This window comes from Atopomonas hussainii, assembly GCF_900109735.1.
GTDB lineage: Bacteria > Pseudomonadota > Gammaproteobacteria > Pseudomonadales > Pseudomonadaceae > Atopomonas > Atopomonas hussainii.
Map to the genome: position 1 here is coordinate 127,257 of NZ_FOAS01000009.1, position 19,316 is coordinate 146,572.

At 61.9% G+C, this 19,316-nt stretch carries 20 protein-coding genes; 6 read left to right on the forward strand and 14 right to left on the reverse strand.

What is annotated here, in order from left to right:
• Positions 1 to 2 precede the first annotated feature (2 nt).
• From BMX80_RS10420 to lptM, 6 genes are read right to left on the reverse strand one after another with little or no spacing between them, the layout of a single operon-like run.
• On the reverse strand, positions 3 to 698 hold the full coding sequence (locus BMX80_RS10420) for an HAD family hydrolase (RefSeq protein ID WP_074868049.1): 696 nt from the start codon (positions 696 to 698) through the stop codon (positions 3 to 5).
• Positions 695 to 1,588 carry a tyrosine recombinase XerC gene (gene xerC / locus BMX80_RS10425; protein WP_074868223.1) on the reverse strand — a complete coding sequence of 298 codons (894 nt, stop codon included), beginning with the start codon at positions 1,586 to 1,588 and terminating at the stop codon, positions 695 to 697. The genes BMX80_RS10420 and xerC overlap by 4 nt, the downstream gene beginning before the upstream one ends.
• A gap of 5 nt (positions 1,589 to 1,593) precedes the next feature.
• Positions 1,594 to 2,286 carry a DUF484 family protein gene (locus tag BMX80_RS10430; RefSeq protein WP_074868052.1) on the reverse strand — a complete coding sequence of 231 codons (693 nt, stop codon included), beginning with the start codon at positions 2,284 to 2,286 and terminating at the stop codon, positions 1,594 to 1,596.
• The gene (gene dapF / locus BMX80_RS10435; protein ID WP_074868053.1) at positions 2,283 to 3,113 is read right to left on the reverse strand and encodes a diaminopimelate epimerase; all 831 of its coding nucleotides are present in this window, start codon (positions 3,111 to 3,113) and stop codon (positions 2,283 to 2,285) included. Before dapF ends, BMX80_RS10430 begins: the two co-directional genes overlap by 4 nt.
• A 3-nt stretch (positions 3,114 to 3,116) precedes the next feature.
• Positions 3,117 to 4,367, reverse strand: coding sequence for a diaminopimelate decarboxylase (gene lysA / locus BMX80_RS10440; protein WP_074868056.1), 1,251 nt, complete (start codon positions 4,365 to 4,367; stop codon positions 3,117 to 3,119).
• Positions 4,368 to 4,377: 10 nt separating this feature from the next.
• Entirely contained in the window at positions 4,378 to 4,509 is a 132-nt protein-coding gene (lptM, locus tag BMX80_RS10445) for an LPS translocon maturation chaperone LptM (protein ID WP_071872271.1), read from the reverse strand.
• Positions 4,510 to 4,668: 159 nt separating this feature from the next.
• Between lptM and BMX80_RS10450 the strand changes: the two genes are divergently transcribed.
• The 5 genes from BMX80_RS10450 (at position 4,669) to BMX80_RS10470 (ending at position 8,666) form a co-directional block, all read left to right on the forward strand.
• Positions 4,669 to 5,721 carry an AraC family transcriptional regulator gene (locus BMX80_RS10450; protein WP_074868059.1) on the forward strand — a complete coding sequence of 351 codons (1,053 nt, stop codon included), beginning with the start codon at positions 4,669 to 4,671 and terminating at the stop codon, positions 5,719 to 5,721.
• Positions 5,722 to 5,726: 5 nt separating this feature from the next.
• A complete protein-coding gene (cyaY, locus tag BMX80_RS10455) occupies positions 5,727 to 6,059 on the forward strand; it encodes an iron donor protein CyaY (RefSeq protein ID WP_074868063.1) in 333 nt (110 codons plus the stop codon).
• Entirely contained in the window at positions 6,046 to 6,240 is a 195-nt protein-coding gene (locus BMX80_RS10460; protein WP_074868065.1) for a DUF1289 domain-containing protein, read from the forward strand. Before cyaY ends, BMX80_RS10460 begins: the two co-directional genes overlap by 14 nt.
• Before the next feature lie 168 nt (positions 6,241 to 6,408).
• A complete protein-coding gene (locus BMX80_RS17890) occupies positions 6,409 to 7,713 on the forward strand; it encodes a PI-PLC domain-containing protein (protein WP_074868069.1) in 1,305 nt (434 codons plus the stop codon).
• 140 nt (positions 7,714 to 7,853) lie between these two features.
• Positions 7,854 to 8,666 carry a lipase family protein gene (locus tag BMX80_RS10470; RefSeq protein ID WP_071872276.1) on the forward strand — a complete coding sequence of 271 codons (813 nt, stop codon included), beginning with the start codon at positions 7,854 to 7,856 and terminating at the stop codon, positions 8,664 to 8,666.
• On the opposite strand, the gene BMX80_RS10475 is transcribed toward BMX80_RS10470, so the two are convergent.
• The 5 genes from BMX80_RS10475 to BMX80_RS10495 all read right to left on the reverse strand — a co-directional run bounded on the left by BMX80_RS10475 (position 8,663) and on the right by BMX80_RS10495 (position 13,537).
• On the reverse strand, positions 8,663 to 9,442 hold the full coding sequence (locus BMX80_RS10475; protein ID WP_175474904.1) for a substrate-binding periplasmic protein: 780 nt from the start codon (positions 9,440 to 9,442) through the stop codon (positions 8,663 to 8,665). The genes BMX80_RS10470 and BMX80_RS10475 overlap by 4 nt on opposite strands.
• Positions 9,432 to 10,049, reverse strand: a complete 618-nt coding sequence (locus BMX80_RS10480; RefSeq protein ID WP_074868072.1) for a glycine-rich domain-containing protein — start codon at positions 10,047 to 10,049, stop codon at positions 9,432 to 9,434. The genes BMX80_RS10475 and BMX80_RS10480 overlap by 11 nt, the downstream gene beginning before the upstream one ends.
• Before the next feature lie 2 nt (positions 10,050 to 10,051).
• Positions 10,052 to 12,889, reverse strand: coding sequence for a class I adenylate cyclase (locus tag BMX80_RS10485; protein ID WP_074868075.1), 2,838 nt, complete (start codon positions 12,887 to 12,889; stop codon positions 10,052 to 10,054).
• Positions 12,890 to 12,941: 52 nt separating this feature from the next.
• Positions 12,942 to 13,190, reverse strand: a complete 249-nt coding sequence (locus BMX80_RS10490; RefSeq protein WP_071872279.1) for a TIGR02647 family protein — start codon at positions 13,188 to 13,190, stop codon at positions 12,942 to 12,944.
• 71 nt (positions 13,191 to 13,261) lie between these two features.
• A complete protein-coding gene (locus BMX80_RS10495) occupies positions 13,262 to 13,537 on the reverse strand; it encodes a hypothetical protein (RefSeq protein WP_071872280.1) in 276 nt (91 codons plus the stop codon).
• A 140-nt stretch (positions 13,538 to 13,677) separates the two neighbouring features.
• Between BMX80_RS10495 and BMX80_RS10500 the strand changes: the two genes are divergently transcribed.
• Positions 13,678 to 15,591: a methyl-accepting chemotaxis protein gene (locus tag BMX80_RS10500; protein ID WP_074868079.1), complete on the forward strand. Its 1,914-nt coding sequence runs from the start codon at positions 13,678 to 13,680 to the stop codon at positions 15,589 to 15,591.
• 8 nt (positions 15,592 to 15,599) lie between these two features.
• Here the strand turns inward: BMX80_RS10500 and BMX80_RS10505 are convergent, their stop codons facing one another.
• Genes BMX80_RS10505 through BMX80_RS10515 form a run of 3 tightly spaced genes read right to left on the reverse strand, consistent with a single transcriptional unit; the run spans position 15,600 to position 19,299 of the window.
• Positions 15,600 to 16,505 carry an EamA family transporter gene (locus BMX80_RS10505; RefSeq protein ID WP_074868083.1) on the reverse strand — a complete coding sequence of 302 codons (906 nt, stop codon included), beginning with the start codon at positions 16,503 to 16,505 and terminating at the stop codon, positions 15,600 to 15,602.
• Positions 16,506 to 18,215: a putative 2-aminoethylphosphonate ABC transporter permease subunit gene (locus tag BMX80_RS10510; RefSeq protein WP_074868086.1), complete on the reverse strand. Its 1,710-nt coding sequence runs from the start codon at positions 18,213 to 18,215 to the stop codon at positions 16,506 to 16,508.
• Positions 18,216 to 18,240: 25 nt separating this feature from the next.
• Entirely contained in the window at positions 18,241 to 19,299 is a 1,059-nt protein-coding gene (locus tag BMX80_RS10515; RefSeq protein ID WP_071872284.1) for a putative 2-aminoethylphosphonate ABC transporter ATP-binding protein, read from the reverse strand.
• Positions 19,300 to 19,316 lie beyond the last annotated feature (17 nt).

Below are 19,316 nucleotides of genomic sequence, written 5' to 3' on the forward strand. Positions count from 1 at the left end.
TTTTACAGCTTGGCGATGGCCGAGGGTAGTTCGCTTAAGCGCTGCACCTCTGCATCGGCGGCGTGGCTGCCGGTGAAGGGTTTGCGCTCGGGGTTAAACCAAATGGCCGCCAGCCCTGCTTGCTTGGCGCCGGCAACGTCGTCGCTTAAGTGATCGCCAATGTGCACGCAGCGTTCGGCAGTCAGCCCAGCGCGGTTTAATACCGCATCAAACGCCGCCGCATGCGGTTTGCCGATGCCTAAGCCGTCGGCGCTTAGAATCACCTCAAAATGATGATCCAGCCCCAAGCGGCGCAAATCGGCATTGCCGTTAGACAGCACCGCCAAGCGGTAATCGGCTTTTAGCGCTTCTAAGGTCGGCAGGGCATCGCCGAATAAAGTCAGCTGATGGCGTGCGTCGAGAAACGCCTGAAAACCGCCTTCGGCCAGTTCGCCGGCCTCACGCTCGGCATAGCCGGCGGCTTGCAGGCCGTGCTGCAGCACGCGGCGACGTAGCTCGCTGAGTTGATATTGCAGCTGTGGATTGCCGCTGAGCACGTGCTGACGCCACGCTAGCCAGTCGTCCAGCTGCGGTTGGCCGAGTAGCGGCGCCTCACGGCCGAGCCATTCGCGCAGGTGCTTTTCGGCGGCGCGCATGGTGTCGTGAATCGGCCAAAGGGTGTCGTCGAGGTCGAAGCAGACCAGCTCAATACGGCTCATTTACGTTTCGCTCGCGGGTGCGCTTGGTCGTACACCTTGGCCAAGTGCTGAAAATCTAAGTGGGTGTAAATCTGCGTGGTGCTGATGTCGGCGTGGCCGAGTAGCTCTTGCACGGCGCGTAAATCGCCGGAGCTTTCCAACAGATGGCTGGCAAACGAGTGGCGCAGCATGTGTGGGTGCAGCGGCTGGCCGAGGCGCGTGCTGCCAGCGCGGCGAATGCGCAGCTGAATGGCGCGCGGGGTCAGCGGTTGGCCTTGTTGGCTGATAAACAGCCACGGGCTATCGGGCCTCGCACAACTGGCACGTTCGCCAAGCCAAGCGCGAATCGCCTCGCGCGCCACGCTACCCACCGGCACTTCGCGTTCTTTGTTGCCTTTGCCGATTACGCGCATCAGGCCTGCGGGTAAGTCCAGCTGGGCACAGTGCACGCTGGCTAGCTCGCTTAAGCGCAGGCCGGAGGAATAAAACAGCTCCAGCATGGCTTGGTCGCGAGCGGCGAGAAACGGGTTGTCTTCGCAAGTCGGTGTGTCGAGCAGCTGCTGCATGCGGTCGGCGTCGAGCACCTTGGGCAGCTTGCGGCCTTGCTTGGGTGGGCGCACGCCGGCGGTAGGGTCAGCGGGCAGCGCTTGCTCGCGAATCAAATAGCTGAACAGGCCGCGAATGGCCGATAGTAGCCGCGCCAAGCTGCGCGGGCTTAAGCCTTCGCCGTGGCGTTGGGCGAGCAGGGCGCGAATGTCTTGGCTGTGCACGCTGGCAAAGTCGTCGATCTGCCGAGCGGTTAAGAAGGCGCAGAAGGTATCTAAGTCGCGCTGATAGGCGTTTAAGCTTTGCGGCGACAGCTGGCGCACCTCGCGCAGTTGGCGCAGGTAGCGGTCCAGCGTGGTTTGCAGCATGGCTAGCGGGCGGAACGTAGCGGTTTGGCGAAGCGCGGCAGCACGCGGCTCAGTACCTCGGCCACATAACCTAAAAACAGCGTGCCCATGCTGCTCTTGTAGTGGTTGGCGTCGGGGCTGCCAATCGCTAATACGCCGTGCAGGCCTTGATGGCTGAGGCTGGCGACCGCCGCAGAGCCAATCTGCCCACGTGGCTCGGCGGGGAATAAGAAGCTCAGCTCAGCTGGGCGCAACACGCCGCTGGTGGTTTTGCCGGCACTCAGTAGGCTGCCGATTTGCTGGTGCGCTTCGGCGCTCGACACCCAGCGGCCGACGCTTTGCGGGTTGTCGCTGAACAGAATTAGGCTGACAAACGGCACCTGAAACTCTTGGCGCAGACTGTCTTCCACTGTGCTGACCACGTCTTCGAGGCTGTTGGCATCCAACAGGCCGAGCACTAAACGGCGGGTTTTATCGAACAGGCGATCGTTGTCGCGGGCCACGTCCATCAAATGCGACAGGCGATGGCGCATGTCGATGTTGCGCTCGCGCAGCAGTTTGACCTGCCGCTCGACCAGTGATACCGCTTCGCCCGGCTGATGCGGAATCAGCAGCTCGGGGATCAGCTCGTCGTGCTCAACAAAAAACGCCGGGTGGTCGCGCAGGTAAGCGGCGACTTGTTCAGCGCTGATGGCGTGGTCCTGCGGCTCGCTCATAGGCGGATTTGCCCTTCGTAAACTCGGCTAGCGGGTCCGGTCATCATAACGGAGTGACCGGGGCCTGCCCACTCAAGGGTCAGGGTGCCGCCTGGCAGGGTGATCTGCACCGGCGATTGCAGCAAGCCTTGGCGAATGCCCGCCACCGCTGCCGCGCACGCGCCAGTACCGCAGGCGAGGGTTTCCCCAGCGCCGCGCTCCCACACGCGCAGTTTGGCGTTGTGCGCATCGACGACCTGCAAAAAGCCGACATTGACCCGATTGGGAAAACGCGGGTGATGCTCAATCGCTGGGCCCAAGCGCTCAACCGGCGCGCTGGCTACATCGCTAACGATCAGCACAGCGTGCGGGTTGCCCATCGACACGGCAGCCAGCTGCACGGTTTCGTCGCGCACTTCCAGCGGATACGTGATGGCCTCGCTAGGTGCGTCAAAAGGCACGCGTAGCGGCTCAAGGATCGGCGCGCCCATGTCGACGCTGACTTGGCGATCTTGCTGCAAGTTCAGCTCGATCACGCCGCTCTTGGTTTCGACGCGGATGCGTTTCTTGGTAGTCAGGCGTTTGTCGCTCACAAAACGTGCGAAACAACGTGCGCCGTTGCCGCACTGTTCTACTTCGCTGCCGTCGGCATTGAAGATGCGGTAGCGGAAATCGACACTCGGGTCGCCCGGCGGCTCGACGATCAGCAGCTGGTCGAAGCCGATGCCAAAATGCCGGTCGGCCCACTGCTTAACCTGAGCGGGCTTGATCTGCGCGTGCTGGCTGACCAGGTCGATGACCATGAAGTCGTTGCCTAGCCCGTGCATCTTGGTGAATTTCAGCAGCATGAGTTACTCCGCCGGCAGCAGGCGTTCCCCGGCGAACAGGGATTGCAGCGTTTCGCGCTCGCGCACTAAGTGTGCGTTGCTGCCATCCACCATCACCTCGGCGGCGCGGCCACGGGTGTTGTAGTTTGAGCTCATGACAAAACCGTAGGCGCCGGCCGAGCACACCGCCAGCAAGTCGCCTTCGGCCAGACACAGGTCGCGGTTTTTAGCCAAGAAGTCGCCGGTTTCGCAGATCGGGCCGACCAAGTCGTAGTTGCGCAGCTCGCCGTCACGCGGGGTCACCGGCTGCACGTCCATCCACGCTTGGTACAGCGCGGGGCGGATCAGGTCGTTCATCGCCGCATCAATGATGGCGAAGTCTTTGTGCGCGGTGTGCTTTAAGAATTCTACTTGAGTGAGCAGCACGCCGGCGTTGGCGACAATCGAGCGGCCCGGCTCGAACACCAGCTTGAGGTTACGCCCAGCAATGCGCTCGCGCACCGCTTGCACATAGTCGCCGGCCAGCGGCGGCTGCTCGTCGCGGTACTGCACGCCCAAACCGCCACCTAAATCGAGGTGGTGGATGGTCACGCCTTGCGCGGCCAAGGTGTCGATTAAGGCCAGCAAGCGGTCGAGGGCGTCGAGGAATGGCTCGATCTCAGTCAGCTGCGAGCCGATGTGGCAGTCCACGCCTTGCACGTCGATATTCGGCAGGCTGGCGGCGCGCAGATACACGGCCGGCGCTTGCTCGATGTCGATGCCGAACTTGTTCTCTTTCAAGCCCGTGGAGATATACGGGTGGGTCTTGGGGTTCACATCCGGGTTAACCCGCAGCGATACCGGCGCTTTAACGCCCAGCTCAGCGGCGACTTCTTGCAGGCGCTCCAGCTCAACGTCGGACTCGACGTTAAAACAGTGCACGCCCACTTCGAGGGCGCGGCGCATGTCGTCGCGGCTTTTGCCCACGCCGGAGAAGACAATCTTGCTGGCTTGGCCGCCGGCGGCCAGCACGCGCTCCAACTCGCCACGCGAGACGATGTCGAAACCTGCGCCCAACTGCGCCAGCACATTCAGCACGGCTAAGTTGGAGTTGGCTTTTACTGCGAAGCACACCAGATGCTCGCAGCCTTCTAGCGCTTGGGTATAAGCGCGGAAGCTGGCTTCAATGTGTGCGCGGGAATAAACATAGGTGGGCGTGCCGAACTGCGCGGCAATCGCCGTCAGGGCCACGCCTTCGGCGTGTAATACGTTGCCCTGGCGGGTAAAGGCTTGCATGGCGGTCCCCTTACAGCTCGTAAACGTCTTTGTCGTGCTCTTTGGCAGCTTTTTCGTCATCCGGCAGATACAGCGGGCCTTTTTGGCCGCAACCGGCGAGCAATACAGCGAAGATCAAGGCCAGCAGGGGCAGACGCTTCATGGGGACGATCCTTTTCTTCAAGCGGAAAAATGCCCGCAGTATACCCGTGCAGGCCGCGCATTGCCTACGCGCGCGGCGGCTGGGCTTGCCAGGCGGTGCGGGTTAGGATGTGCCGCAGCGATAAGTAGAGGCGCAGCAGCGCCCAGAGGATGTTGCCTGATGAGTGAACCTGCGGCCTTTGCCAGTACCGTGTCGGTGGCGTATGTCCAAGGGCTGGTCGATTACCTAAGCCGAGAAGGCCACGACAGCAGCGCGTTTTTGCGCGAGGCAGGGCTGTCGGTTGAGCTGTTGGCGCAGCGCGAACAGCGCATCGCCGCCAGTCGTTATCTGGACTTGCTCGGCCGTGCCGTGCAGCTGACCGGCGACGCGCACTTAGGCTTGCACTTGGGCGAGGCGATTCGCCCCGGCTACTACGGCGTGCTGGGTTATTTGGTGATGAGCTGCGCCACGGTGGCCGATGCGTTGCACCGTCAAGCGCGCTATGCCGAGTTGGTTGGCAACTTAGGCCGCATTCTGCTGCAAGACGAACCCGCGCATGACGGTGAAGCGCAGGTGGCGCTGACCTGGGTGCCGCATTTACCGCAGCAGCGCGCGCAAGTCTGCGAAGAAACCTTAGCGAGCTGGCTGACCTTTGGTTATTGGATCAGCGGCGTGCAAGAGGCGCCCACTGCCGTGCGTTTTCAGCATGCCGCGCCGGATGACACCGGCGAGCACGAACGTATCTTTCGTTGCCCGCTGAGCTTTGCCCAGGCCGATAACGCCTTGGTGTTCCCCAAGCGCATCTTGGCCACGCCCTTGGGGCAGGCGGATTCGCAAGTGCGGCGCATGCTCGACGCCTATGCCGAGCGCTTATTGCAGGGCCTACGCCAAGGCGACAACGTGCTCGATCAAGCGCGCCAGCGGCTGGCTCAGCAGTTGCCGCAAGACAGCGTCAGTTTGGAATGGCTGGCCGCCGAGCTGCACTTAAGCGTGCGCACCTTGCAGCGCCGGTTGGCCGAAGTGGGGCTAAGCTTTTCGCAACTCTTGGATGAGACCCGCCAGCAGCTGGCCTTGCATTACCTGCGCGACCCCGCGCTGGAGCTGGCCGAGATTGCCTTCTTGGTCGGCTTTAGCGAAAGCGGCTCGCTAACCCGCGCTTTTCGTCGCTGGACGGGACAGACCCCTGCGGAGTACCGTCGCCAGCTTCCGCCAATCTGCAACCTTGAGGAGTAGTTGCCATGGCCCTAAATAGCGCCGAATTTCATGACCTGATCGATGCTGCGCAAAACGCCGTGGAAGACGTGCTGGACGACAGCGATCTGGATGTCGATGTGGAAAACTCCGGCGGCGTGCTGACCCTGCGCTTTGCTAATCGCTCGCAAGTGATCTTGAGCCGCCAAGAAGCGCTCGGTCAGCTGTGGGTAGCGGCGCGTAGCGGCGGTTTTCACCTTAATTACGACGCCGACGCGGCGCGTTGGTATTGCCCCGCCAGTGATGAAGCGCTTGGCGAGCTGTTAACCCGCGTGGTGGAAGAGCAAACCGGCGAGCAGCTCGATTTTGCCGAGCTCTGATACGCCGCGCCCAGCGCCGGCCAGCCCCTGTGTGCGGCGCTGTTGTTTGGATGAGCAGGAGGTGTGCCTAGGCTGTGGGCGCACCTTGGCGGAAATCCGCGAGTGGTCGCAAGCCAGCAACGCGCGGCGCGAACAAATCCTTCAAGACGCCAAGCGGCGCGTGCCAAAGCAGCCGCTCTAGATCGGGCTTTTCTGCGTTTTTATCGCCAAACCAAAGTTAGGCTTTGTCGCCAGCCCACGGCTGGCGCGGGTTGAGTAATAAAGCTGGCATTTTGCCGGTCGAACGCTTGTTTGAAATGCGACGCCTTTGCATTAGCGTGCCTCTTTTGCGTGCTCTAAGGAGGTCGTCATGCAACGTCGTCACCTGCTGCAATGGTTTGCAGCATCCCCCGTACTTAGCGCGTTAGCGCTGCCCGCGCAGGCCGCCAGCGTGCGTCCGGCGCTGACCAGCTGGTTGCCGGAACAAGGCCAAAGCCATGCCATTGGCCGCTTGTCGCGCTCGATTAGCCCCGAATGGATTAAGAACTGGACTCACGATCGCGGCACCCCGGCCGGGAGTTTTCTCCGCACCGCCGCCGTGGACTTGCCACAAGGCCGTTACGGCGTGGTGTTTCAGCTGTGGCACAAAAGCGCACCGGGGCAATTACTCGGTGAGCTGCGCGCGTGGCAAGGCGGTAGCTTGCTGGCCCGCCAGCCCTTGTATGCCGAAGACATTGCCGATAAACACGCCGGCGGTTATCAACGCGCCTTGCTCGAGGTAACCCTGCACGGTGACAGCCGTGGCGTAGAGTTCGAGCTGTACTTCGCCGCCCAAGCGGATCTGTGGACCGGCATGGTCAGCGTGACCCCGCTCGACAGCCCGCGCCCCTTCTACAACATCGCCCACCGTTGCAGCACCCAAGCCAAAGTGCGCGAGAGCGTGGCCGCCGGCGCCAATGCCATCGAGTGCGATTTAACCCCTAAGGAGTTGGGCGATGACGTGGGTTTTTACGTCTACCACATCGGCGATTTGGCCTATACCCACTACCGCGACTTCGATGCCTACCTGCAGCAGCTCAAGCAGTTACTGGATAGCGGCGCCTTGGCCATGGTGATGCTCGATTGCAAGCAAGACAAAGCCATTGCCCCAGCCACTTACGCCAAGCGTTTGGTCGAGCGCCTGCTGGCCGTGGGCATTGCCCCGCAGCAGGTGGTGATGTCGGTGCCGGGCAATACCGCCGCGGCCTTCTATGCCACCTTGGCCGCCGGTGAAGCGCCCTTGTACCCCTGCGTGTTTGATTCGTATCTAGAAGACTACGGCGACCTCACGCCGGCCAGCTGGGTGCAGCAAGTGGAAGCCACCGGCGCGACCTTTATTGGCGTGGGCGCGGTGGTGTACGACATCTTCAAGCCCATGCCGCACTGGATGCCGTGGCTGCAAGCGCTGACCAGCCGTCGCGATGCGCTGGGGCAAATCCGCAAGAGTTTCTTCTGGACGGTGGATCGCCCGCAGTCGATGCGTAACGCGCTGGATGCCGGTGTCGATGCGATCATCACCAACAAGCCCGGCTGTTTAGCGCAAGTGCTCAAGGAAGCGCCCTACGCGCAGATTTTGCGCTTGGCGACAGGGCAGGATGACCTCACAGCGCGGCACGGTGACGCGCCACTGCGCTAAAAATTGCCAGCGGCGGACGGCAAAAAATCTGTCATTGCCTAAACTTAGTCTTAAACAAGCCGCGACGGGAAAGCGCGGCTTTTTTGTCAGCGCAGGCTGCTCAGCACCATCTGCGCTAGAGACTCTCGACGGAGGTGGCTATGTCTGGATTGCCCTTGTTCTATCCGCCGCATTTTGAGCCGGGTAAGGCACGTTTTGCGCTGCGCTGGTTGCAGCAGGCCTATGGTCAATACCAGCAGTGGTGCGAGCAAGGGAAGCCGCGCCACGCCGAAGATTTCAACTGGCAAGCGCCGACGGATTTGGGCTGGCATTTTTCTGCTCCCTTGTGGGCTAACGAGCGCGTGCTGGGCCTTTTGGATGACAGCGAGCCGTTTGGCTTTACCGTGCAAGAAGGCGGCGCCAAAGTGTTTGTCGTGCTGCGCGGCACCTGCAGCGCCGAAGACTGGTTGGATGACCTAGAAGCGCGGCAAGTGAACTGCCCGTGGGATATTCCCGGCGGCAAAGTGCACCACGGTTTTCTTAAGCTGTATCAGGCGGTGCAAGCCAGTTTGCTTAAGGCGCTGGAGCGCTACCCGGTGCAAACCCCGCTGGTGCTGTGTGGGCATAGCTTAGGCGGTGCGTTGGCGGCGTTGGCTTTGGCCGATTTACGCCAGCGTTGGCCGCAACGCAGCTTGGATTACTACAGCTTTGGCGGCCCGCGCGTGGGTAATCCGGCCTTCGCTGCTTGGCTGGATCAGCACTGCTTGCATGCCTTTCGCTTGGTCAATGACAGCGACTTAGTGCCGCAAACCCCCACGGCGGTGTGTGGCGATTGGCGCTATCAGCACCATGGCCAAGCGGTGGAGTTTGCCGCCAGTTACGCCAGCTTTAGCGACAACCACAGCTTGGCGGGCTGCTACGCCTATGCCCTGCAGCATTCGCAGGCGCCAGTGAATGATGCTCAGCAGGCTTAAGGCAACAGGTCGGGGGCAGCGGGCTCGGTAGGCAGAAAGCGTTGCCAGCGGGCGATGATCTGCTGGTATTGGCCGCTCAAGCGCAGTTGTTTTAACCCAGCATCGAACTGGCGTTTGGCCTCGGGACCTTGTGGGTGCTGCCGCGAGAAGGATAAGTGCAGGGTGGGCGTGGCTACCACAAGGCTGGCGCGTACGTGTTTTTGCAGCTTGGGATAACGCTCAAACAGTGCCAGCGTGGTGCCTAAATACGCCACGCTGTAGTCCACCCGCTGGTTAGCGAGCATGCGTAAGCCGTATAGGTCTTTGCGTACGGGTATGCGATGTATGTCGGGGTATTGATCAAACAAGGGGCCGTATTCGTAGCCCAAAGTCACGGCCACTTGTTGCTTGGCCAAGTCGCTTAAATGCCGCGGTTGGCGGGGGTCGTCTTTGTGCTGCCAGAGCACAATCGGCGCGCTAAATAACGGCTCGGCAGAAAACGCGAAGTCTTTGCTCAAGCTGGCGTCGGCAGCGGTGTTAAAACAGCCAGCCAGTTTGCCGAGGCGCGCCAAGTGCATGCAGCGGGCATAGGGATACACCTTAAAGGTGATCGGCGTGTTACTGGCGGCAAACGCTGCTTCAACCAACTCGACCGAAAGGCCTTGCAGCTGTTGTTGGTGAGTGCCGGTGAACGGGTACCAATCGTCTTCCGCGCCAATGGCAATGGGCGGGGCTGCCAGTGCTTTGCTGCACAGGCTAAATAGCAGCCCGAATAGCGCGAGGCGCTTAATCGCCACCGCAGCCCCCACCGCTGCAACTGCTATCGCCGCCACAACCGCTGGCACAACTGCCGCAGCCAATATGGCTGGCGCAGTAATCTTGCGTGCCGGGTTGGCAGTTCAGCTGATAGCTAAAACCATCGGGAATCACCAGCAGGGCGTCCAGCGCAAACAGCAGAGGCAAGCGCGTGGGAGTTTTACGGTTGAGCTTTTCATCGGCACAGGCCAAGCGCCACGCGCGGCGGATGCCTTCTTGCGCTTGGCGTTGGCTGTGCATGGCTTCGGCCGGTGTGTGGTGCAAAAAGCGGCCAAAGGCGCGCTGGCAAAATTGCTGATAACTGCGGGTGTGCAAAATAAATTCGTGCCACAGCACATCCACCGCTTGCGAGGGCATGGCCACTTGGCGCTGCCCGGCTTGATGGCAGAGCCGCCAAAACTGCCGCAGGCCGTCTTGCGCCAGCTGCAATTGGGCTTCTTGTAAGTGTGGGTAGCGCTTGTGCAGCGCTTTGCATAGCTGGCTGGGCAGTGGGTACTGATTAATCAGCTTCAGCTGTTGCTGACGGCGCCAGCGCCAATACAACCAGCCACTGAGGAGGGCGGCTAGGCCCAAGGTCATCCATGCCATCGCTACGCTCGCTGCAAGGCTTTGTTGAGGGTGTCTTCAATGTCGCGCTTGTAGCGCAGGTAATGCACGGTTTGCGTTTCGGCTTCGCTAAACAGCCGCGACAGGTCAAGGTCGGTCAGGTGGCAGGGGTAACGCTCACCGTTTTGGCGCTGGCGCAGAATGTGTTGAGCCGCCGCTTGGTAAACCTTGCTGCGATATTCTAGCTCGGAAAATTCGCGATCGTCGCAGAACAGGGTGATATGTTCGCGGCCACTGGCCGGGTGTGGTTCGACCAGCGCCTGCACTTGATAAAACGGCGTCAGCGACTGACTCGGCGGCGCATTGCGCCGCTCTAGGCGCTGCGCTTTCAGCGGCGGCGCGGGCAGCATCTCGTAATACAGCACCTCCGGCGGGCTGGCGATTTCATCCAGCGGCAGCGCATTGAGGCGGCGGTACAGCACAGTCTGCAGAAAGCGCTGCAGCGGCAGCAGCAGGCTGATGTCATCGCGACAGGCCAGCTGCCGGGTCCATAGGCTGTTGTGCTCATCCAGCACGTACACGGTGCCGAGCTCTTCTTCGCGGCGGTAGAACACTTGCACGCAATTGGGGCGGCCCATTTCCAACACTAAATGCAGCTCGTCATCTTCCAGCGCGTGGCGATCGAGGGTGATGGGGCTAAAGCGTGGGCGAGGCTGGCTAAGCGCTTCGAGCAGCTCGGCGCGATCGTGCAGATGAAACGGGCGCGGGCTGGCATAGGCCCAATCGAGCAAATGGAACTGCTCCTGCACTTGGATCAGTAAGCGCTGCGGCTGCTCGCTTAAGTGGCATTGCAGCGCGTCTTGGAATAATTCCTCCAGCCGCTGGCTGATCGCCGGGCCACGGTTGCGGCTAAAGCAGCGCACTTCTAACAGCGGTGCTGGGGCGCCGGCGGGAATGCTGTCGAGCAAATCGGACAAACAATCGAGCAGCGCCTGCGGGCCATCGTGACGGCTGACGAACAGCTCGTTCCAGCTGTTTAGGGTCACCTGATCGAAGGTCAGCACGAGGTTTTCTTTGAGTCCCGAATACCCCAGCGAGTCGGTGCGCGCGGTGGTCAGCTGCAAATTGCGTTGGGTGATGTGCTTGAGCGGGTCGCGGCCGACATTCACCAGCAACAATATTTGCACGGGCCGCGCAGGCTCTAGCAGCGCGCTTTCCACCACTGGGGTAAACGGCAGAGGAAAACTGTGCTGCAGGCTGTTGAGCAGATTGGTTAGCTCCGGGTCGTTCAGCTCGGTTTGCCCCGGATGCAGAGCCAGCCGCGTGCTGGCGTCGATCACCCCGTTGCGTTGGCACCAAGTGAGCAGGTTGATCAGGTCGCGGCTGCGCTTGAGGGGCGCGTAATCGGCGGCTTCGTTAGCGCTCAGAATGCCGTGGAACAGAGCCCACTGCGGCTCGTTGGCGTATTGTTCGCTGTCGAGGCGCACTAAGGTCAGGGTGTCTTCGGCTAAATCTGGGGCGATGCCGGGGTTAATGAATTCGATCTTGCCTGCCTTGCGCTCGAACGCGGCATACAGGCGGCGGCCCAGTACGCCTAAATCGCGTTGATTAAGCTGCACTTCGGCCTGTTGCTGGCGGGCAAACTGGGAGAGAAAGCGGTAGCTGTAGGTCAGCTCGCTGACCAGCTGTTTGCGCTCGCCCAGCACCTGCCGCACCTTCCACTGGCTGCGGCTATCGAGCAGCGCCAGCTGGCGTTCTGACCACTGCCACTGGGTAGCTAAGCGCTGCACCAAGGCGCGCTGCCAACTGGCATAGCGGCTGTTGCGGCTGAGTTTTTGGTTGATCTTTAAATACAGGCAGCGGCGCACCAGCTCTAGGCGATCACGCTCAGCCGGCGCGGCGAGGTATTCCTCCAGCCGCCGATAGACCATCACATAGGGGTCGAGCTCATCCAGCTCCAAGCGCCCGGCATACACCGCCTGCTTAAAGCGCAGCGCGAGGCACTCCACCTTGGGGTGTTCGCTGGCGTAAACCTCAGTGAGCAGCAGCTTGAGCACCGATTTATACGGCGACTCAATGCCCTTAAACAGCTGCCACATGCCGGCGCCGATAAACTCGCCCGGCGGAATGTAGGCCAGATGGCCGAAGTCGATGGTTTCTTCGGCGCGGATAAAACGTTTGTCGATCAGCGTGCGGCAAAACTCGTTGTAGCGCAGCTCGTCATCCACCGGCACCAACCACCACAGCGGGTAGCGCCCGCCTAAGTGCACGGCGGTGCGGTAGAACTCATCGAGCAAGAGAAAATGCTGCGCGCTGCCGCAGTCTTCGGCAGATAACTCGCTGGTGCGCTGGCCACGGGCAAACTGCTGCGCGTTGACCAGATAGAAATTGGTTTCGGCGCCTAAACTGGCGGCCCACAAGGTGAGCAGCTCGCACTTGCGCGACAGCTCGGCCAGCGCCTCGGCGGGCAAGGCCGGGTCGTGACAGACCCAGATATCCAAATCACTATGGTCGGAATGCGCCACGGTGCCGACGCTGCCCATTAAGAACAGGCTCCAGATCGGCGTGGGGGCATTGCGCTGGCGCTTGTAAGAGAACGAACGGGTAAGCCGCGCCACTTCGAGCAGCACGCTGTCATCGGGCTCATACAGGCACAGCCCCGCTGGGGTACTGCCCGAGACATAGCCCGGCAGCAGCGGGTGGTTAACGTGGAACAGCAGCGGCAACAGTTGCAGCACCAGTTGCTGGCGCGTCGGCAGGGCCTCTTGCGCGCGGCTTAGGCGGCCACGGTTGATGGTTAAAAAACGCTCGCGCAGCTGCGCAAGGGTTTTGCGGTCGATGCCCTCGTCGATTTCAAGGCGGATTTCTGGCTTTAGCACCACAGTTCTTTGGCTACGGCTGGGCTACGCGGCCATCCTTGGCCGGCGCGGCGAATTAAGCAGGGGCCGTGGCGCTACGCAAAATGGTCAACAGGCCTTGCGCGTGCTCGGCAGCATCCAGCCCGAGGCTGGTCAGATAGCCGCCATCGGCTTGGCTGATCAGCCCTTTGGCGTGCAGGCGCTGCGCGGCGGCTACGGTGCTGTCGGCCGCATCATGGTGCACCTTGAGGCCGGTTTGGTGATTATCCAGATCGAACAGGGCGAGCAGTTCCACTTCAGCCAGTAACTCTTGGGTAAAAGCCATGGTGACTCCTTAATGGCGGGGGCGTACTGGCTTGAGTGTAGCTGGCCAAGCCATGCCTGACTTGCGCTAAATCAGTCTTCGAAGCTGGGCGGTAAATCCGGCAGGTTGCGCAGGTGGGCTTCGTAGTTTTCTAGGTCAAAACTCGGCGCTTCGTCGCGCAGCATCTGTTCGATGCAGTAGGCCAAGACCAAGGCCATCATCTGCAGCGACTCTTCGCGGGCATAGCCGACTAAGGTCAGCTTATTCAGCACCGCTTGGACAAAGCTGGGGTGGTTATCACGCAGTTGGTTTTCAACCGCTTCGATCAGTTTGCCTTCGCTGAAGGCGGCGTCGTCATCGTGCGACATGCGCTTTACTCATTGAACAATCAGCGTTCAATCTGCCTAAGCGCGGCGGGCTTGGCAAATGCTGGCACTCAATTGCCGCGTCGTTTGGCCGATAGCGCTGTTGGATGGCCTGAATTAAGAAGTCTGCCGGGGAGATGGTTATGCGCTTGAAACACCGACTGATCGCCAGTTTTGTGCTGGTCGGCGTGGTGCCGTTATTGCTCACCTTGGCGGTAGTCACCGCGCAGGTGGGCGAGCGCTTAAAGACCCAAACCGTGCAGCGTATGGAGCAACTGGCGGCGCTCAAAGTGCAGCAGCTGGAGCGCCAGCAACAGGCGTGGCTGGCTCAGCTAGAAATGCTCACGCGTAATTTAGAGAGCAATTACGAGGGCATGGATGACAACGGCATCATCAGCGCGGCCAATTACGACAGCCAGTTCTATCAGCAATTTACTGCCCTGTTTGGCTTTGCCGACATGAAGCTGGTGCGCCCCGATGGGCAAGTGATTTTCACCCTCAAGCGCGGCAAGGATTATCAACAAAACCTCGCCAGCGCTAGCACGGCGCTGGCGCAGTCGTGGCAGCAAGCCAAGGCCGCCGGGCAAAGCCTGCTCAGCGATGTGCAGAGCGAAGCGTGGCTGGATGGCCAGCGCACGGTGTACTTGCTCGCCCCGGTGCGCGACGAAGGGCAGCTGCTGGTTTGGCTGGTGTTGAGCATCGACGAAGCCGGGCTCGGCGCGCTGCACAGCGCCAGCGGTGACGGCAACAGTTTTTGGGTCGGCGCCGATGGCCAGTGGCGGCTCGGTTCTAGCGCTGCGCAGCAACAGGATTGGCGCAGCGACGTGGCGCTGCAGCAAGCCCTGCAAGGCAGCGCGGTGGTGAGTGAGCAGCTTGGGCTAAATGGCGAACCGGCACTGCGTGCTTATCAGGCGGCGCGCTTTGGGCAGCAAAACTGGGTGTTGGTCGAAGAAGTTAGCCGCGAGCAGGCCTTTGCCACGCTGATTTTGCTGCAACGCACCTTACTGCTGCTGGCACTGGCCGCCGCCGTGGTGGTGGCGGTGGCGACATGGCGCATCACTCGTGCGGTGATCAATCCGCTGGGCGCCGAGCCGGCCGAGATGCGCCGTTTGGCGCAGCAGTTGGGCGAAGGCCATTTGCGCGTGTTTGCTGCCGAGAATCAGCACGGCGATAGCCTGATGGCCAGTTTGGCGCAGATGGCCGCGCGCTGGGCCAGTTTGATTGACGAGCTGCGTCAGCTCACCGTGCGCTTAGGCGCCAGCAGCGATGGCTTGGTGGATGCCGCCGGCACCACGCGCCAGCGCGCTACCGGGCAGAAACAGACCTTCGACCAGATGGTGGTGGCGATCGACGAAATGGCTGCCACAGTGCGCGGCATCGCCGAGAACGCCGCTGCCAGCGCGGCGTCTTGCACTACCGCCAACGACAGCTTCGCGCATATGCAAACGCGCATGCAGCACATGCTCGATGAGCAAGGCACGCTGGTCAGCGGCATTCAGCACAGCGAGCAAGTGGTGAAGTCGCTGGCCGAGGGCGCGCAAAACATTGGCAGTGTGTTGCAGGTGATTCAGAGCATTGCCGAGCAGACCAACCTGCTGGCGCTTAACGCGGCGATTGAGGCGGCGCGCGCCGGCGAGCAGGGTCGTGGGTTTGCCGTGGTGGCCGACGAGGTGCGCACCTTGGCGCAGAAAACCCAAACCTCTACCGAAGAGATTGCGCAGATCATTCAGCGTTTGCAGCAAGTGGCGCAAGAGGCCGTGCAAGGCATGCTGCAAGCGGCCAAGCAGAGCCAGAGCCTCGGCGGTGAAACCCAGCAAGTGCAGGATGCCTTGCAGCAGGTGCGCGGCCAGCTGCACACCTTGGCCGCGCAGGCCGGGCAGATTGCCGAAGCGGCGCATCAGCAATCGGCGGCCACCGAAGAAATCACCCAAAACATGCACCAGATTCAGCAAGGCACCGACGACAACTTGGCCGCCGCGCGTGACACCGACCAGCAAGGCCAAGCGCTGCGCGAGCTGGCCCAGCGCTTGGAGCAAAACCTGCGGCATTTCGACTAGCTGGCGGCCTAACCGAGCACCACCAGCACCAGCCCGCCGACCACAATGCTCACGCCGAGTAGCTTGGGCAGCGTCATGCGCTCGCCAAGCAGGGCGATGCCCAGGCCCACGCCGAGCGGGATGCTCACTTGGCGCAGCGCCACCACGTAGCTGACATCGCTGGCGTAGGCCATGGCCCACACTACTAAGGCGTAAGTGACCAGCATCATCACCCCAGTAAACACACTGCTGCGCCAGGCCATGGGCTGCCCGCGCAGTTGCGCGCGTTCGCTGGGCAGCAGCATGGCGAGGCTCGTCCACAGGCTGGCGGTGCCGGCCTGCAGCACCACATACACCAAGGCAATGCCGCCGTCGCTGAGGCCATGGCCGGGCAGTTGGCGCATGGCGCGGGTGGCGATGTCATCGACCAGCGAATAACCGGCGGTAGCGCTGGCCGCCAGCAGGGCGAACAAGGTCGCTTGGTTGAGGTAATTGCGCCAGTGCCAGTCGCTAAAGCGCTGCATGGGCAGAAAAAAGCAGCCGCCGACGATCAGCACGATACCCACCACGGCTTGCGTGCTGATGCGTTCGGCGGTGCCCAACAGGAGGCTGCCGAGCAGCAGCAAAATCAGCGGTGACGAGCGGATCAGCGGGTACAGCGCCGACAGCTCGCCCTGTTGGTAGGCGCGTGCCAGCCCCCACAAATACAGGCATTGGCACAGCCCGGTGAGCAGCAGCCAGCCCCAGATCTCCAGCGTTAAGGCGGTGAGCAGCGGCCAGGCCAAGCCGAGCACCAGCGGCAGGCCAAGCAGAAAGCCCCACCACGAGGCCAAGCAGAAGTAGCCCAGCGTCGGGCTGGCCTTCTTGCCGGCCAGATTCCAACTGGCGTGGGCGATGGCCGAGAGCAGTACCAACAGCAGGCTCAGGCCACTCATTTAGCGGCCGCCGCGCCAGTGTTGGGTGTGTCGGCTGAGCCACGCGCTCAGCGCGCCGTGCAGCAATTTAGCGAGCAAGCAGGTAGCCATGATGGTCACCGCCATGGCCGCTGCGGGGGCGGTGTCGCCGGCTTCGTCCATGTTCAGTACCGCCACGGCGGCCAGCGCGGTGTCCGGGCCGTAGAGGAAGATCACCGCTGAGACGGTGGTCATCGCATTGACGAACAAATACAGGGCGATATCCAACAGCGCCGGGGCCGATAGCGGCAGGGTGATTTGCCGCAGCATGCGCCAGCGCGAGGCGCGCAGCGACTGGCCGACGGCCTCGAACTCGTGATCCAGCTGCTTCAATGCCGTCAGCGCGGTGAGGTGCGCCACCGAATAGAAGTGCGCCACCGTGCACAGCACCAGAATCGCCATGCTGCCGTACAGGCCGTTGAGCGGGTTGCTGGGGTGGTTAAAGAAGAAGATATACGCCAAGCCCAAAGTCAGCCCCGGCACCGCCAGCGGCAACAGGCTGCACAGTTGGAACAGTGCCAGCAGCGGCTTGGGCTGCGGGGTGCGCTCGCTCAGCCAAGCATTGAAGAACACCACGGCGGTGCCGACCAGCATGGTCAGCGCGGCGAGGGTCAGCGAGTTGCCGTAGGCCGTCCAACCGCCGCCATCCATGCGGCCAAATTCGTAGTTACGCAGGCTCAGTTCCAAGTTATACGGCCAGTAGCGCACCAGCGAGGCATAGATCGCCATGCCGATGACTAAGCCAATAAAGCCCAGCACCGGGGTGAGCAAGGCGGCGCCGGTCAGTTCGCGGCGCAGGTTGGCTTTGGGTTGATAAGGCACGGCGCGCGCGGTGAGGCTGGCGGCTTGTTTGCGCTGCACCCAACGGTCGGCGACAAAGGCCAGCAGCGCCGGTAACAGCAGCAACACGCTGATCACCGCGCCCATCTCGAATTTTTGTTGGCCGATCACCTGTTTGTAGATGTCGGTGGCCAGCACCTCGTAGTTGCCGCCGATCACCTTAGGCACGCCGAAGTCGGTAAACACCAGAATAAACACCACAAAGGCGGCACTGACCAAGCCGTAGCGCGCCCCCGGCAGGGTGACGGTGAAGAAGGTGCGCAGGCTGGAGGCGCGCAGCACTTCGGCGGCCTCGTAGTGGCGCGCATCGGCGTGGCGCATGGCGGTGATTAGAATCATCAGCGCATGCGGAAAGGTCCAGAAGCACGAGCCGAGCACTATGCCCAGTGGGCCGTAGATGGAGGTCTCGCCCAGCCAGCTTTTAAAGATGCCTTGCTCGCCGAACAGGTAGATCAAACTCAGCGCCGGCAATAGCGACGGGGCGAGAATCGGCAGCATCAGCAGTGCCTGAATGCCACCGCGCAGCGGCAAACGGGTGCGGGTCAGCGCCCAGGCGCTGGCAAAGGCTAGGCTGACCACGATCACCGTGCTGGCGCTGGCAATCCACAGCGAATGGCTTAAGCCACGGGCAATCCCGCCGCTGGCGAAATAGGCCTCAAAGTTAGCCAAGCCGACGAAGGCGCCGTTGCCATCGGCAACACTCTTAGACAGCAAGCTGTACAGCGGGCCGAGCAGCAGCACGGCAAACAGGCCCAGCGCGGCAACCAGCCACAAGGCCCAGCGCAGGCGCTCGCGTTGCCACGCGGTGAGGGCCCAGCGGGCCGGGGGTAATGCGGTAGCGGAAACAGTCACAAGGTCTTCCTTCAGGCCAAGGCCGTTACGCGGCAAAGCAGCGCAGGGCTTCTTGCGGCAGGCGCAGGCCCAGTTGCTGGCCTTCGGCCAAGGCCAAGGCGCGCGCACTGCGCGGGTCAATATCGACGATCAAACGCTGTTGCAGGCACGGCACATGCACCCGCGAGCGGATAAAGGTGCCGAGAAAATCCAGCTGCTCGACCACCACCGGCAGGCTGTCGGCGCTGGGGCGGCACAGTTCGACTTCTTCCGGGCGAATCGCCAGGCGCAGGGCACTGCCTTGCTTGCCGTGGGTGTGCGCTAAACGCAGCACATGCTCACCGACTTGCGCTTGTTCGGGGCCCAGCAGGGTGGAGTCGACAAAGTTCATCGCGCCAATAAAGTCGGCAACAAAGGCGCTGGCTGGGTGTTGGTAGATCTCCAGCGGGGTGCCGATTTGTTCGATCACGCCGTGGTTCATCACCACCACGCGGTCGGCCATGGTCAGCGCCTCTTCTTGGTCGTGGGTGACCAAAATGGTGGTCACGCCGAGTTGCTGTTGCAGGCTGCGAATCTCGCGGCGCAGGTGTTGGCGCACGCGCGCATCCAGCGCCGAAAGCGGCTCATCGAGCAGCAGTAGGCCCGGCTCCGGGGCCATCGCGCGGGCCAAAGCCACACGCTGCTGCTGGCCGCCCGAGAGTTGATTGGGGTATTTGCGCGCCTGATCGCTCAGGCCAATCAGTGCCAGTAGCTCGGCGACGCGCGCGGCGATTTTCGCCTTGGGCCACTTCAGGCTGCGCAGGCCGAAGGCCACGTTGTCGAACACGCTGAGGTTGGGGAACAGCGCATAGGACTGAAAGACAATGCCAAAGTCACGCTCGCGCGGCGGCAGGTTGCCGATGTCACGGCCGTTTTGTTGCAGCTGGCCGCTGTCGTGTTGCTCCAGCCCGGCGATGATGCGCAGCAGGGTGGTCTTGCCGCAGCCCGAGGGGCCGAGAAAGCACACCAGCTCACCGGCGGCGATATTCAGTTGGATATCGCGCAGGGCGTGGAAGGCGCCAAAGTGTTTGTTGATTCCCGACAGGCTTAATCCATGAGCGTGCATGGCAACTCCTTGTGTAA

What these genes read in the sequence shown, in the direction of transcription:
- BMX80_RS10420 (WP_074868049.1), bottom strand. Translation starts at nt 698, where the DNA reads ATGAGCCGTATTGAGCTGGTCTGCTTCGACCTCGACGACACCCTTTGG.
- BMX80_RS10430 (WP_074868052.1), bottom strand. Translation starts at nt 2,286, where the DNA reads ATGAGCGAGCCGCAGGACCACGCCATCAGCGCTGAACAAGTCGCCGCT.
- dapF (WP_074868053.1), bottom strand. Translation starts at nt 3,113, where the DNA reads ATGCTGCTGAAATTCACCAAGATGCACGGGCTAGGCAACGACTTCATG.
- lysA (WP_074868056.1), bottom strand. Translation starts at nt 4,367, where the DNA reads ATGCAAGCCTTTACCCGCCAGGGCAACGTATTACACGCCGAAGGCGTG.
- lptM (WP_071872271.1), bottom strand. Translation starts at nt 4,509, where the DNA reads ATGAAGCGTCTGCCCCTGCTGGCCTTGATCTTCGCTGTATTGCTCGCC.
- BMX80_RS10450 (WP_074868059.1), top strand. Translation starts at nt 4,669, where the DNA reads ATGAGTGAACCTGCGGCCTTTGCCAGTACCGTGTCGGTGGCGTATGTC.
- cyaY (WP_074868063.1), top strand. Translation starts at nt 5,727, where the DNA reads ATGGCCCTAAATAGCGCCGAATTTCATGACCTGATCGATGCTGCGCAA.
- BMX80_RS17890 (WP_074868069.1), top strand. Translation starts at nt 6,409, where the DNA reads ATGCAACGTCGTCACCTGCTGCAATGGTTTGCAGCATCCCCCGTACTT.
- BMX80_RS10470 (WP_071872276.1), top strand. Translation starts at nt 7,854, where the DNA reads ATGTCTGGATTGCCCTTGTTCTATCCGCCGCATTTTGAGCCGGGTAAG.
- BMX80_RS10480 (WP_074868072.1), bottom strand. Translation starts at nt 10,049, where the DNA reads ATGGCATGGATGACCTTGGGCCTAGCCGCCCTCCTCAGTGGCTGGTTG.
- BMX80_RS10490 (WP_071872279.1), bottom strand. Translation starts at nt 13,190, where the DNA reads ATGGCTTTTACCCAAGAGTTACTGGCTGAAGTGGAACTGCTCGCCCTG.
- BMX80_RS10495 (WP_071872280.1), bottom strand. Translation starts at nt 13,537, where the DNA reads ATGTCGCACGATGACGACGCCGCCTTCAGCGAAGGCAAACTGATCGAA.
- BMX80_RS10500 (WP_074868079.1), top strand. Translation starts at nt 13,678, where the DNA reads ATGCGCTTGAAACACCGACTGATCGCCAGTTTTGTGCTGGTCGGCGTG.
- BMX80_RS10505 (WP_074868083.1), bottom strand. Translation starts at nt 16,505, where the DNA reads ATGAGTGGCCTGAGCCTGCTGTTGGTACTGCTCTCGGCCATCGCCCAC.
- BMX80_RS10515 (WP_071872284.1), bottom strand. Translation starts at nt 19,299, where the DNA reads ATGCACGCTCATGGATTAAGCCTGTCGGGAATCAACAAACACTTTGGC.